This window comes from Lentisphaera profundi (assembly GCF_028728065.1).
In the GTDB taxonomy this organism is placed as follows: Bacteria; Verrucomicrobiota; Lentisphaeria; order Lentisphaerales; family Lentisphaeraceae; genus Lentisphaera; species Lentisphaera profundi.
The window spans coordinates 492,435-509,699 of record NZ_CP117811.1; the positions used below are offsets into that span (position 1 = coordinate 492,435).

Below are 17,265 nucleotides of genomic sequence, written 5' to 3' on the forward strand. Positions count from 1 at the left end.
AGCTGTGGATCATCATAAAAATCACTTAGTAATATACCTTCATAGTAGTTTATTCGTTCTGATAATTCTTTGTTTAAGTTCTATCGAATCAATTTATTCGCACTCTTATTCTCTTTCTATCTTAATGGTAGCTTTGTTCTTGCAGGCCTTCTTTTCGAAAAGATATTTAATGAAAACGCAGAGTGCCGATTTTCCTTTTTACTTATGGATCCTCTGTGGATGCCTCATACCGTTCTCAAAATTTTACAGTGAATATGCAGATGATGTATATTTTTTAGTAATGAATTGCTTGGCAAGTATTTGTGTGGGCAAACTTTTGTCGGGTATTTGTGAGGGGATGGCAAAGCATTTTGAAAGTGTAGATGAATTGGCTTTGGCAAATGAAGCAAAGATCATTTCTAAAGCTTTAGTTTTTTTGCCTGTAACCTTTGTTATCGTCTTAGCTTATTTACTTATGAGTCTACAAAGTGGCTTGAATGGCTTATTACTTGTCGGCGATTTAACCTTAGTAACTAAATTTCCAGTCATTATGATGATAGGAGCAGTGTTTCCTATTATTTTAATCTGTCGAGCTTTGAAAATTATTGATAAAAGAGAAAAGAAAAATGACTAAATTGATCGTGGCTTTAGATGTGGATTCTTTAACTGAAGCAGAAGAAGCTGTAGATAAATTAGGTGGTAAAGTTACTTGGTTTAAGGTAGGTAAGCAACTCTTTACTGCAGAAGGACCCGCTATTGTAAAGATGTTAAAAAATAGGGGCTTTAAAGTTTTCCTTGATCTTAAATTTCACGACATTCCAAATACAGTGGCTCAAGCAGTGAAGTCGGCATTATCTATTGGTGCAGACATGGTGAACTTTCATGCCACTGGTGGGAGTGAAATGATGCGTGTTGCAGTTGAAAAAAACCGTCCGAATTTTCCTGATGCAGAGCTCATTGCAGTGACCGTGCTCACGAGTAGTGGTCAATCGGTTCTAGATGAATTGCATTTATCGGGAACACCTGAAGAGGCCGTATTGCGTTTTGCGGGACTCGCAAAAAATGCAGGTGTAGATGGTGTTGTTTGTTCTGCGTGGGAGATAGAAGCTTTAAAGAAGGCTTATGGTACTGAGTTTAAAGTAGTCGTGCCAGGTATACGCCCTAAGGGTAGCGCAAGTGATGATCAAAAAAGAATTATGACGCCAAGACAAGCAGCTGAACTTGGCGCTGATTATATTGTTGTTGGACGTCCTATTATGAAAGCATCGGACCCAATTGCATCTGTCGAGGCTATACTAGCGGAATTACAGTTATAGTTATTTGCTAATAGACTTTAGTTTATTTATGTAGTCACGCACTTGTTGCGTGACTTTTTTTTCGCCTAGATAATGAATAAGGAAATAAAGGCGATCACTTTGGCTCCATGACTTAGTGCGACGACTAAAAGTTTCTACGTCTTTTAAAAAACTGCTCTTATCGAAATAGCTTAATCGAGCTCTTTCGAGGTCAATAAACTTGCATGGGGCTTCATTGTCCATGCAGGCTTGACCCTGGATTAAAGAGTCATGTACAAAGACGTGCTTAGAGTATAAACTTTGGATTTTCACTTTGTTTTCATGAGATAGAGCGATTAGTTTTGCTGTATGAAAAATTATAGTACGTCTCGCTGCTAAGTTTAGAGCTCTCGTATTCACGAGGGTTTCAACTTCGTTAAGTGGAGTGTAGGAGCTAAGTGCTTTAGTAATTAAAATGGCATAGTCATTGCCGTTTTTCTTTACGCGATTAAAAAATACTGCTTCTAAACTGGGGATGTTTAAGCGTTTAAATATTGTGATATTTTTATGTTCTTTTTGAGCCAGGTTTTCACCAAAGGGATGGATTAGATTGCGTTTTGAATAGTTCTTTTGCTTCTTGATAAAGAAGTCTTGTCCCTCGAGAGTTATTTTTGAAACACCACTCCAAGAATTTTCATGAGAGCCACTATTTGGAGCTTCGAACCATTCAGTTTTATTGTCCCAAAGAAGTTGGAAAGTTCCGAGTTTATTGCGTGAAAATAAATCTTCTGAGTCTTTTTTACTAAACATTTTCGGCCTTGATTTTGTCCCAGATCTGATCGAGCTCATCCAAGGAGTAGTCATTCCAGTCTCTGTTTGAGTTTTTCACTGTTTTTTCTACTGAGCGGAAGCGCTTTTCGAATTTATTATTAGCAAATTGTAAAGCTTCATCGGCTTCGAATTTCAGACTTCGGGCTAGATTTGCCATAGAGAACATGAGGTCACCAAATTCTTCTTTGGCTTTCTCCATGTCATTTCTCTCAATTTCTTCTTTTAGTTCTTGAAGTTCTTCAGTAATTTTATCAAAGCTTCCCTTCCAGTCCTGCCAATCGAAGCCGACTTTAGATACGCGTTTTTGGATAGTTTGAGACTTGCGCAAGTTGGGGAGGTTTTTTGGGATACCATCTAAAATCGAATCTTTCTTGCCTTTCTCTTTTTCTTTGACTTCCTGCCAGATTCGATCTACATCATCTGAGTTTGCTGCATTTTCGTTGGCAAAGACGTGGGGGTGACGGCGGATCATTTTTTCAGAAATATTTTGAGCGACATCAGAGATGGTGAATTGCTTGTTTTCCGCAGCAATTTGGGCATGGAAATAAATATTCATTAATAAGTCACCAAGTTCGTCTTTGAGTTCTTCGGGGTCATTATTATCGATAGCATCCAATACTTCCGAACATTCTTCAATAAGGTATTTTTTTAATGAATCATGGTTTTGTTCAAGGTCCCATGGGCAGCCCTTGGGAGCACGAAGGGTCTGCATGATTTTTTCTAATTCAAGTAGCCAGTTTTGAGTCATGATTTCTCCAGTGCAGTGCCAAATATTTTTTGATGTAGTGTGGTGTAAAATTCATCTGACATATCCTCGTTGCCATCAGGACTTACATAATACGAAATGATTGTATCCCAGAAATAATGTTGAGTGAATCGTACTCTAACACGCTGTTTATCGTTAAGCTTGAACCAGATTTCAGCATGATTTCCATCATGATTAATGATGACGCCAGTATAGTTCTTTTCAGTAATGATTTGTTTCGTGGATAAAAGTGCAGTTTCTTGTGTGCAATTAAAGGTCTGAAAGTATTCGCCGTGTGATTGGGCTAAATTCCGATCAATCCATGAGCAAGAACTCGTTAAAACAAAAGTTAGAAATGAAAAGAAATATAAGCTGATTTTTTTCTGCATCATACCTTTCCTGTAAGTTTGAACTTCAAGGAGCGAATGCCAGAGCGAATGAGTTTGGGTGGGCTGAAGCTGATGTCATTTATGTAGCTGTGAACAAAGTTTTCAGCGTAGGTAAAGTTAGGGTGGTTAACGGTATCCTCACAAGCTGTACTGATTTCTTGGAAAACTTCATTTGCCAAGGCCGCAAAGAGGGGTGTCTCTTCAACTTTAAAGTTTGCCATCTTCGCAAAGATATAATCGACTTGCAAGGGATTGTCACCGATAAGAACTTTTCCGAATTCGTGGACGTCGCCACCTCTAGGGCCAGTGACATGCATAGCGTGAATGCCGTCAGCAATATGTAGGATGGCTTGCGCTTTTTTAGCATTTACAAGAATCATTTCAGCAAATTTAACTGGCTTATTTTTACAGAGATTATGCAAAAGGATTTTCTTTTTACCTGCTACACAACCATAGAGGTTTTTACATGCACCGGTAAAGTGCATTTGCTGGTGGACTTTTAATTTTGGTAGATTGATTAGTATATCCCATTCACTAAGTTCCTTACAGATACTTAAGTTTTTGTAGCTGCTTTGTCCTGTTGAGTCTTCATATTGTTGGTTATTAGTGAACTCTACTATTTCGATTCCCTTATCGAGTACCTCGTCATGAACTAGGTGAGCTTTAAGAGCTTTTTTACATGATCCGAAAGCAGGGGAATCTCCAATGCCTACTCTGTGGCCATGCTTTAGGAAAATCTCTGCGATAGCCATATAAAACTCAGGATGTGTGCATGAGGGGTCGTCTTTTGGGGAGGGCATAACAAAGTTGGGCTTTAGAAGTATAGAGCAGTTAGCAGGTATACGAGTGAAGAAATCACAATGATCGAATTGCGCTTCGATCTCTCGAGAGATTAAGGCACGATCATATTTATTAACTGTTAGGACTTCAATCATATTTTTGGCTCATGTTTATTGAGACACAATAGCTCATTGATTCAGAAATCAATATAGTTTTAAATAATTGAAAATACTTTTCTTGATTTACTTACTTATTGAGTTTTCTTTTTGAAAGGAAGCCTGAAGTTCTTTTGCATGTTCAAAGACTAAGGATCCGCTACTTTTTCCGCCTAGCATTCTGCCTATTTCTTGTGTTTTTTCATCTGTGTTTAATGAGCTTATACTACTAATGCTTCGTTTATTAACTTCATGTTTTTCAACTCTGAAGTGATGATGTCCCGCTGCGGCTACTTGAGGGAGGTGAGTAACGCAAAATAGTTGTCTGTTTTTACCTAGTGTGTTTAGCTTTTGAGCTACTTTGGAGGCAGTAATGCCACCAATATTGGCATCGATTTCATCAAAAATCAGTATGGGGATTGAATCAACCGTTGCTAAAATACTTTTTACTGCGAGCATGACCCGGGAGATTTCTCCACTCGAAGCAATATCACTCAATAGTTTGGCAGGTTCTCCCTTGTTAGGGGAGAATCGGAATTCGACTGAGTCAATCCCTTTGGCCGAGGCTTTGTTTTCCTTGATTTGGATATTGAATTCAGAATTGAGGAATTCGAGTTCGGTGAGTTCATGGGAAATGTCTTTCGCAAGTGTACCGGCGGCTTTTTTTCGAAGGTGAGTGATTTTTTTTGCGGTTTTGAAGTACTGCTCTTTGGCGACCGCAATGTCATCGTCAAGCTTTTGATACTCGGAATCAAAATTATCCGCGAGGGAAATCTTATCTGATATTTCAGTTAAATACCTTAAAACATCATCGAGCTCAGTTCCATACTTCCGTTTAATAGAATTATAAGTCTGCATCCGTTGTTCTAAAAATTGCAGTTCATTAGGGTCTAAAAGTATGTGGCTAGAATAGCTTTGAAAATCCATATCCAAATCGCATAACTCGGCTAAAAGAGATTCGAGTCGTTGGGCGAATTCAAGTGCGTGTTCAGCGTCAAGACGAGCTAGGTCCTGTGCTTTATGCAAAGAGCTTCTTAAAGAGCTAATGATCCCATTGTCGTCGTTGTTATCTAATGTTAGGGTGAGCTGTTGAATGAGTTCAAGTCGTTCTTGTCCAGACGCGGCAGTAGCATATTTGTCGTAGAGTTCACTTTCTTCTTCACGATTCAGTTTGGCTTCAATGATTTCGTTTTGCTGATAGCGCAAGATATCGAGCTCTCCCTGAGAAGGGAACTTTTTAGCCATTTCTTCTTTTTTGTACTCTAAGTTTTTCCATTTTTCAAAAGCTAATTTGGTTTGGTCGAGTTCTTTTTTTGCGCCCATAAATCGATCGAGAATAGCAAGTTGTTGTGAGCCGTCTGCTAAGCTATGCTGTTCACCAGCAGAGAAGATATCAATAAATTGCTCGCCAATTCTTTTGAGGACCTGAAGAGGGACAGGGCTTGAGTTAATAAAGTTTCTACTACTACTGTGAGTGATCACTCGGCGCAGGAGCAGTTCGTTGTCCTCGCCAGGATCAATTTCTTGCTCTTCTAAAATAGCTGTGATATTCTTTTGTAGCGTATCAGGAACTTTGAGAATGGCACTTAATTCGGCTTTTTTTTCACCGCTACGGATAATGCTTTTTTCAGCTCTTTGGCCCATTAGCAATCTCATCGAGCCCATGATTACAGATTTACCGGCACCAGTTTCGCCAGTGATGATGTTAAGGCCTTGATCGAAATCGATCTCTTGATGTTCGACGAGAGCAATATTTTTAATGTAGAGATTTTTTAGCATGAGTTTAGCAATGGGCTTAAAATTTATAATAGTCATTGACTATAATTGATTGACGGAGTTTTGAAAAGAATAAAAGGCTGTGTATTTCTCATGTTTTTCTGTTAACTCAATAGAGAAAGCAGTTGTTTTAAATTTATGAGTGGACTATTTTTAGTTACTTAAAAATTAAAAGGGAAGAGATTATGAAGTTATATGCCTTAATTCTAGTCGGAGTATTACTTGCGTCGTGTGGTCCTAAGACCAAAGATGTCAATATGAATGATGATAGATCAGATGCTGTGATGGCTCTCGATCATCGTGATTTTACTAAAGCCGCAGATACAATGATAAAATCATTACTTAATTCTAAAGCTTTTGATAAAGCAGATGGCTCGCGTTTTGTCGTTGCTTTAAGTACGGTAAAAAATGATACAATGCAACGTATTGATACATCGCAACTAACCGCAAAAATCCGTAGAGATTTACTTAATTCAGGTAAATTTGTTATGACTACCGCAGTGGGTACTCAACAAGATAATATGAATACCGAAGCACGTAAGTTGCGTCAGTCAGCAGAATTTAATCAAGCAACTGTACAAGAGCAAGGTCAGCTTGTAGCACCTGACTTGAGTTTAGCAGGCAAGATTTTTCAACGCAATATAAAGTTGGATAACGGCGATCAGCAAGTTGAGTATTATTTCACTTTAATGATGACTGAATTAAAAACTGGTTTAGCTCTATGGGAAGATGAAGTGACCATGGGTAAAAGAGGCAGTGGCAAGTCGGCAACTTGGTAAGATATTTTAAGGAGAGCTGTGTTTAAGACAGCTTTTATTTTTAAATGAAAAAAATATTTTATTTTTTAAGTCTGCTATTTTTTCTCACCGGATGTATGAGTGGTAAGCTCGATAAGTTTGATGAAGAAATGGCAGATGGCAAGTACGTCGATGCAAAGGACTTTGCCTTGAAAGAAAAAAAAGATCTTTTGTGGACTCTGCAAGCGGCCGCGGCTACCAGCGCAGCAGGTGAATTTGAAGAAAGTAATGCGCTTTTCGATAAAGCAGAAGAGATGTTTATTGCGGCTCGTAGGACTAGTGGCGCAGCGGATAAAGTGGGCACGCTGTCAAGCTTATTAGTTAATGATAATGTGATAGCATATAAGGGAGAGGTATACGACGGTATTTTAATTAATACCTACAAAGCCTTAAATTTCATGTTCCTAAAGCAGTGGGATTTAGCGCGAGTTGAACTGAATCGCGCTTATGATCGTCAGCGTCGTGCGACGGATTTCTACGCTAAAGAAATCTTAGAGCAAGAGGAGAAGGCAAGTAAGAGTGGCTTTAGTGTCAATGTATCCGAGATGATGAGTAGCCCAGACATTAAAAAACTGAGTGGATTAGAAGCCTATGCAGATTATGTAAATCCCATGGTTAATTTGATGGAAGTACTTTATTTGAAGTACCAGGGTGATGCAGGAGACTCTGAGCGTTTGCGACAAACGCAAAATCGGCTTTTAGCGATGACTCAATCAAAGCATTTGCAAAAAGATTTATCCTTGAGCCAGGATTGGACTTGGGTGATTATTGAGAATGGGCAAATGCCACGAAGAGTTGAGTGGCGAATAGATTTCCCCATAGGAGTGTTCTCGGGTCTTATCAAAGAGCTAGATAATTTATCAATTGTGAGTGTTGCTATTCCCAAGTTAAAAGATATCCCTGCGACTTATAATCAATTTGTAGTTAATGGTGAAAATGTGGATATGATTTCTGATATGGATAAAATTATTCACGCAGAATATAGTCGTGCTTTACCGACGATAATAACAAAAGCTCTAGTATCAACAGCTATAAAGACAATAGCTCAGTATCGGATTGGGCAAGCAAAAGGTCATACAACGGCGTTTTTTGTTGGGCTACTTCAGGCGGTGTCAACTCAAGCAGATATCCGCTCGTGGTCAGCTCTTCCTAAAAATTATCATTTGGCTATTGTTCCCAGTGGAAGTATCGCCTTGACTAGTAGAGGGGGTCATTTAGGGAAGGTGGAAACAAAAGGAAATTCAATGCTATACTTTAAAGTCTCTCGAAGCGGTGTAGTGAGTTCTCAGGTCTTAGTCTTAGATTGATTTTTAGCTTCAATCCACAAAGACATAAATTTACTGCTACGATTGCTATTGTAGTTTAATACTTTCCCCATGAAATTTTCAGAGCGATGCTTGGATAAATTGTCATTCAGCGTGTGAATGACATTATTAAAAGCATCCTGGTGTTCACTAAAAAGAAATCGTTTGGATAAAATTTTGGGACATTGTTGCTGATGTTTTTCCCATAGTTCTTGCGTACTATAAATTTCAATTGCGGCCTGCGCAAATTCCTCGGGTGAATTTGAGATATGGCCAGGCCATTCTAAGTCGCCATGCATGCCTTCGGCACCAATAGACGTGGTGATACTTGGCGTGCCGCATTGCATGGCTTCCAGTAATTTACCTTTGAGGCCAGCACCAAAACGTAGTGGGGCGAGACATAATCGTGCATCGCTCATAACTTCTTTGGAGTCCTCCGCTTTCCCTAAAACGAGAAACCCCTCACTTTCATTATGGAGTTGCAGAGCTTTTTGTGGCGTATAGGCACCGTAGATTTTCATGTTGGCATCAGGCAGTTGCTTACGTATGAGTGGCCAAATTTCTTCTTTTAAATAGCGTACGGCATCCCAGTTTGGTTTATGAAGGAAATTGCCAATACTCATGAAATCTCTTCGTTGTTCAAATTGTTTATTGGGACTAGAGATTGTTTTCAGCAGGAAGGGTAAGTAAAAAATGATGTGTGGAGGTACAGCAAACACTCTATGCAGTAAATCTATTTCGTATTCAGAGATGATTAAACTTAAATCGCACCTCATGATGGCAGCGATTTCTCTGATACTATGTTCTGTATTTAAAAGGTCCATTTCGGTAAATTCACTTTTGTTCTTTAAGGCAAATTCCCTGCCGTAGCGTAAGCAATGGAGGTCTTCGGTATCTAGGGTTTTAATGGCGTTAGGGCAATTTTCATCTACTCTCCAAGAATATTGCTCTTCGGTCATGAACCTATCGAACATGACAAGCTCAGGTGCTAAGTCTTTTAATGTTTCATCAAAACTAGAGGAGTTAAGTTTAATCTGTATTTGCTTAATATTATATTCTTGAAAATCTATAGAGTTTTCGCTGAGATTAGCATGGCTAGCAAAGATGATCTGATAATTTAAATCTTGGAGGAGTGCAATGATCTGAAGCATTCGGTGGCCTGCTGCCGATGAATTGGGCTCGGGCCAAACAGAACCAATGATTAATGCAGTTTTCATAGTTTCTCGCCACAAACTTTACAGTGTATCGCATCATTTTCATGTGAGTGATGGGCACAGGAAGGACATGAGGTAGTATTATTAAATTGATTTTTTACTGCCTGAGTTAATTCAGAAGTAATGATGCCGCTAGGGACAGCGATGATGGCATAGCCGAGAAGCATGACAATAGCAGCGATGAAACGCCCTAGTCCGGTGATAGGAGCCATGTCACCATAGCCGACGGTAGTGATAGTGACGATAGCCCAATAAATACTATGAGGGATGCTTTTGAAAACGGGGTTGGAAGAGCTCTCTACAATATACATAATAGAGCCAAGGATGGTGACTAGGACGATGACGGTACAGAAAAAAACAAAAATCTTACGTTTGCTAGCGTGTAAGGCACTTATTAGAATGCTGGCTTCTTTTAAGTACTGAGCAAGTTTTAAAATCCGAAAAATCCTTAATACACGAAATAGTCTGACGATAGCAAGGTAATGGCCTTGGCCGGTGACGAATAAGCCTAGGTATGTGGGCAAGATAGAGAGTAGGTCGATGATTCCCAAGAAACTAAAAATGTAAGAGCGAGAGCGTTTAATCGAAATGATGCGTAAAATATATTCAATAGTGAAAGTAACAGTGAAAGCCCATTCAACTTTGTAAAGAAGGTCGCCGTGACTCGCGTTAATAGAAGGGATACTATCAAGCATGATAGCAATAACTGAGATGATGATACTGGCGATTAAAGCAAGGTCAAAAAGTTTTCCTGCCGGAGTATCTGCTTCGTATATGATTTCGTGTACTTTTTCTTGCCAGGCTTGTCGTTCCATTAGTGATTACCTTTAGGTTCTATCTTGGAGTAGCGTTCAATATAGAGGGAGTCTTTACTATTTAAACAAAAAAAATCTCTAGTGAGCTCACTAGAGATTTTTTTGTAGGTAAAACCTTTAGAAAAAAGGCTTAGTTACCTCTTTTGCTTAAAAGCATACTGTCCTTACCAATAGTGTGTAGTTTGATAAGGTTGGTGTTACTAGACTTATCAAATGGTAAAGCTGCTGCAAGGATAACTTGATCGCCATTATCTAAGAATGGATGACGGTCTAGCGCTTCTTCCATTTGTGTTAGAGTACTTTCGTCATAAGTTAAGTTTTTAAGCGGCATTGGAACAACTGCTTGGATGAGTGATAACTTACGGAGAACGTTGTTTTCGTGTGAAGCAAATGCGAAAATAGGGCAAGCTGGACGGAGGCGTGCAATTCTGATAGCAGTTTTACCTGTATTAGTAATACAGATAATACCTTTTATGTCGAGCGTCTCAGATAGGTCGACGATAGATTTGCAGAGAGCATCAACATCGTTGCGAATTTTCGGTTGCTCATATCCGATCATGCCAGCTTTATTCATGAAAGTGGATTGTACTTCACGAATGATTTTAGTCATCATTTGTACGGATTCAATTGGATAAGAGCCGCTAGCAGTTTCTCCAGAGAGCATAATTGCAGAAGCACCATCAAGTACAGCGTTAGCAACATCAGACGCTTCAGCACGAGTTGGACGAGGATTGCGGATCATTGAGTCGAGCATTTGTGTTGCAACGATACAAGGTTTGCCTTGCTCGATACATTTACGAATCATAGTTTTTTGTGCAATCGGAACTTGTTCAGCAGGGATCTCTACACCTAGATCGCCACGAGCAACCATTAATGCGTCAGATTTTTCAATGATCGCATCAATATCTACAAGTGCAGAAGGCTTTTCGATTTTAGAGATAACTGGTTTTCTTTGTCCGAGTTTATCCATGGCAGCATGGATAATATCTAGGTCTTCACCTTTGCGAACAAAAGAAAGTGCAACGAAATCAATTTCCGGATGCTTAATGATGAATTCAAGATCTCTTTCGTCTTTTTCAGTAAGTGCAGGACTTTGGATATCTGTTTCAGGAAGGTTAATTCCTTTGTTCGAAGTGAGGTTTCCGCCTACAAGCATTTTACAATAAATGTCATTGCCTTCGATTTTTTCGACAATAGCTTCTAGGAGACCATCATCCATAAGGATAGGGTCGCCAACTTTGACTTCATAAGGAAGAGCTTTGAAAACGGTAGAGATGCGACTGCCTTCGCCAATGATCTCGTCAGTAGTGATAACTAGCTCTTGGCCGGCTTCGAGTTGGATGCCGCCTTCAATAATTTTGCCAGCACGGATTTTTGGTCCTTGTAAATCGCCGAGGATACCAACAGTGCGTTTTAATTCAGTCGCAGCAGTAATGACTTGATCGATTCTATCTGCATGTTCGTCGTGTGTGCCGTGTGAGAAGTTGAGGCGGAAAACATCGACGCCTTCATTGATAAGTTCTTTGATTCGGCCTTCAGTAGTTGGTCCTAAAGTTGCAACAATCTTAGTTCGACTAAGTTCTCTCATGTATTTCTCCGTGTGTGTTTATGTATTGATCGTCTTGATTATAATTGTTGAATATTATAATACGACACTGGCTGAGTGCAGTTTATCTTGTTTCTGTGTCACCATGAAATATGATGGATTATCACCCTGAGCAGTAATGTTATATATATGGATATAACACAGATGTCTCACTTGAGACAATTTTTTCCGTGTCCAGGGTTTATAAAGTTAGAGGATTGGATGTCTGTGTATTGCTCCAAGATAAGATAATTAACGATGACGCTAGCTTATGGTATTTGCTAGGCTCCGTATTTATTATTGAGTAGAATAGGAGGTGTAAGCCATAAATTGACAGGTCATTATTAGTTGATGATTAGAAATCGTACTTTCATATTAGCTTATAGTCGTGCATGTATGTGATACATTCCAGAAGCTGGGCGTGACCGTCTAATATAAACTAGAAGTGAGAAACCCTATTTTCGAAGGGAGTATCACTCGCATTCCAGCTGGGTATTGATCCTTTTGAGCAGGAATGCAGCTTGAGAGCGTATATTTCGAAAAAAGATCTCTCAAGCTTAAAAAGCTGTAAGTGGCTGCCTAGAAGCGCTTAGGTGTGGTATAGAGCAGTTGCTTGCTAGAGAATCCGTATAAAAAGTAAATAAAAGATAGCAAAGGGCATTGCAGAAAAACGAACTGGGGATATTCTAAGGCCTCGTCAGAAACGACGGGCAAACAACGGGGCCGAAAGCGAGCTAGTTGAGAGTAAAAAAACGAAGATTTTTGATAGTTGAATTATATGATAGTAACGGGCTCCTAAATCATTTATGATTTAAGAGTTAATTTTTTCGAGAGAGAAAACTCAATAGAATAAAAAAAGTAATAAGTCAGAATCAAACACAATCAAATTGATTGGAGAGTTTGATCCTGGCTCAGAATGAATGCTGGCGGCATGGATTAGGCATGCAAGTTGAACGAGAATCTAACTTCGGTTAGAGGAAAGTAGCGAAAGGGTGAGTAACGCGTGAATAATCTGCCCCCAAGTTTGGAACAACAGTTGGAAACGACTGCTAAAACCGGATGTGGATATAAGGTCGCATGATCTAATATCTAAAGGAAACGCTTGGGGATGAGTTCGCGTGCCATTATGTTAGTTGGTAAGGTAACGGCTTACCAAGACTATGACGGCTAGGTGGTCTGAGAGGACGATCACCCACACTGGGACTGAGACACTGCCCAGACTCCTGCGGGAGGCTGCAGTCGAGAATCTTCCGCAATGCGCGCAAGCGTGACGGAGCAATGCCGCGTGATCGAAGACGGCCTTCGGGTTGTAAAGATCTGTCAGGGGGGAAAAACGATGATGGTACCCCCAGAGGAAGCCACGGCTAACTACGTGCCAGCAGCCGCGGTAATACGTAGGTGGCGAGCATTATTCGGAATTACTGGGCGTAAAGGGTCCGCAGGTGGTTAACTAAGTCAGATGTGAAATTTCAGTGCTCAACACTGAACCTGCATTTGAAACTGGTAAACTAGAGTATGTGAGAGGTAAGCGGAATTTGTGGTGTAGCGGTGGAATGCGTAGATATCACAAGGAAGACCAAAGGCGAAGGCAGCTTACTGGCACAATACTGACACTCATGGACGAAGGCTAAGGTAGCGAAAAGGATTAGATACCCTTGTAGTCTTAGCAGTAAACGTTGTACACTCGATGTTGGTCTGGTTAGTCGGATCAGTGTCTAAGCTAACGCGATAAGTGTACCGCCTGGGAAGTACGGTCGCAAGACTAAAACTCAAAGGAATTGACGGGGGCCCGCACAAGCGGTGGAGCATGTGGCTTAATTCGAGGCAACGCGAAGAACCTTACCCGGGTTTGACATTGAGCGACGTTCGGTGAAAGCCGAATTCCCTTCGGGGCGCGAAAACAGGTGCTGCATGGCTGTCGTCAGCTCGTGCTGTGAAGTGTTCGGTTAAGTCCGGCAACGAGCGCAACCCATACCCTTACTTGCTAACAGGTAATGCTGAGAACTTTAAGGGGACTGCCCGTGTTAAGCGGGAGGAAGGTGTGGACGACGTCAAGTCAGTATGGCCCTTACACCCGGGGCTGCACACGTGCTACAATGGCCGGTACAAAGGGCAGCAACCTAGCGATAGGAAGCGAATCCCCAAAACCGGTCTCAGTACGGATTGGAGTCTGCAACTCGACTCCATGAAGATGGAATCGCTAGTAAATGGGCATCAGCTACGGCTCATTGAATACGTTCCCGGGCCTTGTACACACCGCCCGTCACATCATGGGAGCTGAGTTCACCCGAAGTCGTTGCGCCAACCTGCTTGCAGGAGGCAGACGCCGAAGGTGGGCTTAGTGACTGGGATGAAGTCGTAACAAGGTAGCCGTTGGGGAACCAGCGGCTGGATCACCTCCTTTTTAAGGAATGAAAAAAGACTAACCTCTATTTAGAACTTCGGTTCTATAACATGAGTGCTTTTTACATGACTTATTACCCCGTTACTATCATATAATTCAAATATTGGACCGAGCGACAGCGCTCAGTCTTCGATATAGATCCTTGAAAGGAAGAAAACAATAGAATGAAAGAGTCAAAGTATAAAGTAAGAAACAATTTATACCAAGATCGCAAACCAAAGAATACAAGATAGAACGACTTAGTAAGAAATAGGTGTGTCGCCGAAAATGTTAATTTTTTAAGATTTTTGGTGGACAAGCTAGTAAGGGTGTATGATGGATGCCTTGGCACTAACAGGCGATGAAGGACGCGTTAAGCTGCGAAATGCCTCGGGGAGCTGCAAAAGAGCTTTGATCCGGGGGTATCCGAATGGGGAAACCCAACTGGAGTTATGTCCAGTTATCTCTGACTGAATAAATAGGTCAGAGAAGCGAACCTAGGGAAGTGAAACATCTCAGTACCTAGAGGAAAAGAAATCAACCGAGATTGCGCTAGTAGCGGCGAGCGAACGCGCAAGAGCCTAAACCTAAGAGCTTGCTTTTAGGGGTTGCGGGACCTGCAATATTGTATTGAAGAGATAGCTGAATAGTTTGGAAAAACAAACCACAGAGGGTGATAGTCCCGTAAGCGAAATTTCTTTAATATATAGCGGGTATCCCAAGTAGGGCCGGACACGTGAAACCCGGTCTGAATCAGGGAGGGCCACCTTCCAAGGCTAAATACTCGTTAGTGACCGATAGTGAACCAGTACCGTGAGGGAAAGGCGAAAAGAACCCCGTAAGGGGAGTGAAATAGAACCTGAAATCATACATCTACAAAGTGTGGGTCATCTTTATATGATGTACCGCATGCCTTTTGCATAATGAGTCTGCGACTTACTGTATACGGCAAGGTTAAGTTATTAAACGGAGCCGAAGCGAAAGCGAGTACGAATAGTGCGATTCAAGTCGTATGCAGTAGACCCGAAACTGAGTGATCTATCCATGAGCAGGTTGAAGCCCGAGTAACATCGGGTGGAGGACCGAACCAATACGTGCTGAAAAACGTTTGGATGACTTGTGGATAGGGGTGAAAGGCCAATCAAACTCAGTGATAGCTGGTTCTCTCCGAAATAGCTTTAGGGCTAGCCTTGAGTGCTTCTTTACGGGGGTAGAGCTACTGATTTTTCGCGGGCCCTTACCGGGGTACCAACAAATATCAAACTCCGAATACCGTAAATTTATGAGCTCAGGAGTCAGACTATGTGGGACAAGCCGCATAGTCAAAAGGGAAACAGCCCAGATCGCCGTCTAAGGCCCCCAAGATGGGCTAAGTGGAATTAAGGATGTGGAGTTGCTTGGACAATCAGGATGTTGGCTTAGAGGCAGCCACCATTTAAAGAGTGCGTAATAGCTCACTGATCGAGTGATTCTGCGCCGAAAATAATCGGGACTAAAGCCCATTGCCGAAGACGCGACCCAGCTTGCTGGGGGTAGGAGAGCGTTCTATGCAGGAGTGAAGCTTGATGGAAACAACAGGTGGACCGCATAGAAGTGAGAATGCAGACATAAGTAACGAAAAACTGGGTGTGAATCCCAGTCACCGAAATCCGAAGGTTTCCTGGGCAAGGTTCGTCCCCCCAGGGTTAGTCGGACCCTAAGGCGAGGCCCAACGGCGTAGTCGATGGACAACAGGTTAATATTCCTGTACTAGTTAAGTGTAGTGATGAAGGGACGCGGAAGGAAAGTGCAAATGAGTGTTGGATATCTCATACCAAGCAGGCAATTCGTAGAGTAGGAAAATCCGCTTTACATAAGAACCAACTGTTACGGGGCGAAGAAACCTTCGGGTAGAAACGCTTTGCATGGAACCATGCCGCCAAGAAAAGCTTCTAAGCGTTTGATGCTTAATTATCCGTACTAAAACCGACACAGGTAGGAAAGTCGAGTAGACTAAGGTGCGCGAGAGAAACCACGTTAAGGAACTCGGCAAATTAGCCCCGTAACTTCGGGAGAAGGGGTGCCCCCTCAGGGGGGCCGCAGTTAAGAGGTCTGGGCGACTGTTTAGCAAAAACATAGCACTCTGCAAACTCGAAAGAGGAAGTATAGGGTGTGACACGTGACCAATGCCAAAAGGTCAAATGGAGAGGTTAGCCTTCGGGCAAAGCTTCGAAATGAAGCCCTGGTGAATGTCGGCCGTAACTATAACGGTCCTAAGGTAGCGAAATTCCTTGTCGGGTAAGTTCCGACCTGCACGAATCGTGTAACGATCCAGACACTGTCTCAACGTGGATCTCGGTGAAATTGTAGTTCCGGTGAAAATGCCGGATACCCGCAGATGGACGGAAAGACCCCATGAACCTTTACTGTAATCTGATATTGTTGTTCGGGCAGATATGTGTAGCATAAGTGGGAGACTGTGAACTTACGTCGTCAGGCGTAAGTGAGTCGTCAGTGAAATACCACCCTTATCTGTCTGGGCATCTAACCCCACGTCCGTGAATCCGGATGGGGGACAGTTTCAGAGGGTCAGTTTGACTGGGGCGGTTTCCTCCTAAAAAGTAACGGAGGAGCTCGAAGGTCTACTCAGTATGGTCGGCAATCATACGTAGAGCGTAAGGGTAGAAGTAGGCTTTACTGTAACACCGACAGGTGGAGCAGTTGCGAAAGCAGGACCTAGTGATCCAGCGGTGGAAAGTGGTATCGCCGTTGCTCATCGGATAAAAGGTACTCTGGGGATAACAGGCTTATCGCACCCAAGCGTCCATAGCGACGGTGCGGTTTGGCACCTCGATGTCGGCTCATCACATCCTGGGGCTGAAGAAGGTCCCAAGGGTCCGGCTGTTCGCCGGTTAAAGTGGTACGCGAGCTGGGTTCAGAACGTCGTGAGACAGTTCGGTCCTTATCCTCTGCGGGCGCAGGATATTTGATAGGAGCATTCCCTAGTACGAGAGGACCGGGAATGAGTGACCTCTGGTGTTCCAGTTGTACCGCCAGGTGCATTGCTGGGTAGCTACGTCGCGAAAGGATAAGCGCTGAAAGCATCTAAGCGCCAAGCCCCCCTAAAGATGAGATATCCCAGGATTTATCCTCTAAAGGCTACAGGAAGACTACCTGTTTGATAGGCTGGAGATGTAAGCATAGCAATATGTTCAGTTGACCAGTACTAATCAGCCGTGAGGCTTGTCCACCTCTTTTT

Annotated in this window: 12 protein-coding genes, 2 rRNA genes and 1 pseudogene; 7 read left to right on the forward strand and 8 right to left on the reverse strand. The window is 41.9% G+C overall.

Translation table 11 applies throughout. The features are described from left to right. Nucleotides 1-169 precede the first annotated feature (169 nt). Nucleotides 170-613 (forward strand): hypothetical protein, encoded by a 444-nt coding sequence (locus PQO03_RS01985; RefSeq protein WP_274150797.1) that lies wholly within the window; start codon nucleotides 170-172, stop codon nucleotides 611-613. After that, nucleotides 606-1,295 carry an orotidine-5'-phosphate decarboxylase gene (gene pyrF, locus PQO03_RS01990; protein ID WP_274150798.1) on the forward strand — a complete coding sequence of 230 codons (690 nt, stop codon included), beginning with the start codon at nucleotides 606-608 and terminating at the stop codon, nucleotides 1,293-1,295. Before PQO03_RS01985 ends, pyrF begins: the two co-directional genes overlap by 8 nt. Here the strand turns inward: pyrF and PQO03_RS01995 are convergent, their stop codons facing one another. The 5 genes from PQO03_RS01995 to recN all read right to left on the reverse strand — a co-directional run bounded on the left by PQO03_RS01995 (nucleotide 1,296) and on the right by recN (nucleotide 5,968). After that, nucleotides 1,296-2,063, reverse strand: a complete 768-nt coding sequence (locus PQO03_RS01995) for a lipopolysaccharide kinase InaA family protein (protein WP_274150799.1) — start codon at nucleotides 2,061-2,063, stop codon at nucleotides 1,296-1,298. Continuing rightward, nucleotides 2,056-2,832, reverse strand: coding sequence for a nucleoside triphosphate pyrophosphohydrolase (gene mazG, locus PQO03_RS02000; RefSeq protein WP_274150800.1), 777 nt, complete (start codon nucleotides 2,830-2,832; stop codon nucleotides 2,056-2,058). The genes PQO03_RS01995 and mazG overlap by 8 nt, the downstream gene beginning before the upstream one ends. Then, entirely contained in the window at nucleotides 2,829-3,221 is a 393-nt protein-coding gene (locus PQO03_RS02005) for a hypothetical protein (protein WP_274150801.1), read from the reverse strand. Before PQO03_RS02005 ends, mazG begins: the two co-directional genes overlap by 4 nt. Next, complete coding sequence (locus tag PQO03_RS02010; RefSeq protein WP_274150802.1) at nucleotides 3,218-4,153, reverse strand: DUF362 domain-containing protein; 936 nt, start codon at nucleotides 4,151-4,153, stop codon at nucleotides 3,218-3,220. The genes PQO03_RS02005 and PQO03_RS02010 overlap by 4 nt, the downstream gene beginning before the upstream one ends. Before the next feature lie 87 nt (nucleotides 4,154-4,240). Beyond that, on the reverse strand, nucleotides 4,241-5,968 hold the full coding sequence (gene recN, locus PQO03_RS02015; RefSeq protein ID WP_274150803.1) for a DNA repair protein RecN: 1,728 nt from the start codon (nucleotides 5,966-5,968) through the stop codon (nucleotides 4,241-4,243). A 146-nt stretch (nucleotides 5,969-6,114) separates the two neighbouring features. Between recN and lpoB the strand changes: the two genes are divergently transcribed. From lpoB to PQO03_RS02025, 3 genes and pseudogenes are all read left to right on the forward strand, one after another. After that, entirely contained in the window at nucleotides 6,115-6,708 is a 594-nt protein-coding gene (gene lpoB / locus PQO03_RS02020; protein WP_274150804.1) for a penicillin-binding protein activator LpoB, read from the forward strand. A 44-nt stretch (nucleotides 6,709-6,752) separates the two neighbouring features. Continuing rightward, nucleotides 6,753-6,803, forward strand: a pseudogene (locus PQO03_RS22030) (lipoprotein); the annotation flags it as partial. Next, a complete protein-coding gene (locus PQO03_RS02025; RefSeq protein WP_274150805.1) occupies nucleotides 6,804-8,033 on the forward strand; it encodes a COG3014 family protein in 1,230 nt (409 codons plus the stop codon). It begins immediately after the preceding pseudogene. Here the strand turns inward: PQO03_RS02025 and PQO03_RS02030 are convergent. The 3 genes from PQO03_RS02030 to pyk form a co-directional block, all read right to left on the reverse strand. Next, nucleotides 8,012-9,247, reverse strand: coding sequence for a glycosyltransferase (locus tag PQO03_RS02030; RefSeq protein WP_274150806.1), 1,236 nt, complete (start codon nucleotides 9,245-9,247; stop codon nucleotides 8,012-8,014). The two genes, PQO03_RS02025 and PQO03_RS02030, sit on opposite strands and share 22 nt — an antisense overlap. Beyond that, entirely contained in the window at nucleotides 9,244-10,059 is an 816-nt protein-coding gene (locus PQO03_RS02035; protein ID WP_274150807.1) for an ion transporter, read from the reverse strand. Before PQO03_RS02035 ends, PQO03_RS02030 begins: the two co-directional genes overlap by 4 nt. 130 nt (nucleotides 10,060-10,189) lie before the next feature. Next, the gene (pyk, locus tag PQO03_RS02040; RefSeq protein ID WP_274150808.1) at nucleotides 10,190-11,647 is read right to left on the reverse strand and encodes a pyruvate kinase; all 1,458 of its coding nucleotides are present in this window, start codon (nucleotides 11,645-11,647) and stop codon (nucleotides 10,190-10,192) included. Nucleotides 11,648-12,532: 885 nt separating this feature from the next. On the opposite strand from pyk, the gene PQO03_RS02045 reads away from it, so the two are divergent. Continuing rightward, a 16S ribosomal RNA gene (locus PQO03_RS02045) occupies nucleotides 12,533-14,048 on the forward strand. Nucleotides 14,049-14,340: 292 nt separating this feature from the next. After that, nucleotides 14,341-17,257: ribosomal RNA gene (locus tag PQO03_RS02050) — 23S ribosomal RNA — on the forward strand. Together the 16S and 23S rRNA genes form the textbook arrangement of a ribosomal RNA operon. Nucleotides 17,258-17,265: the final 8 nt, after the last annotated feature.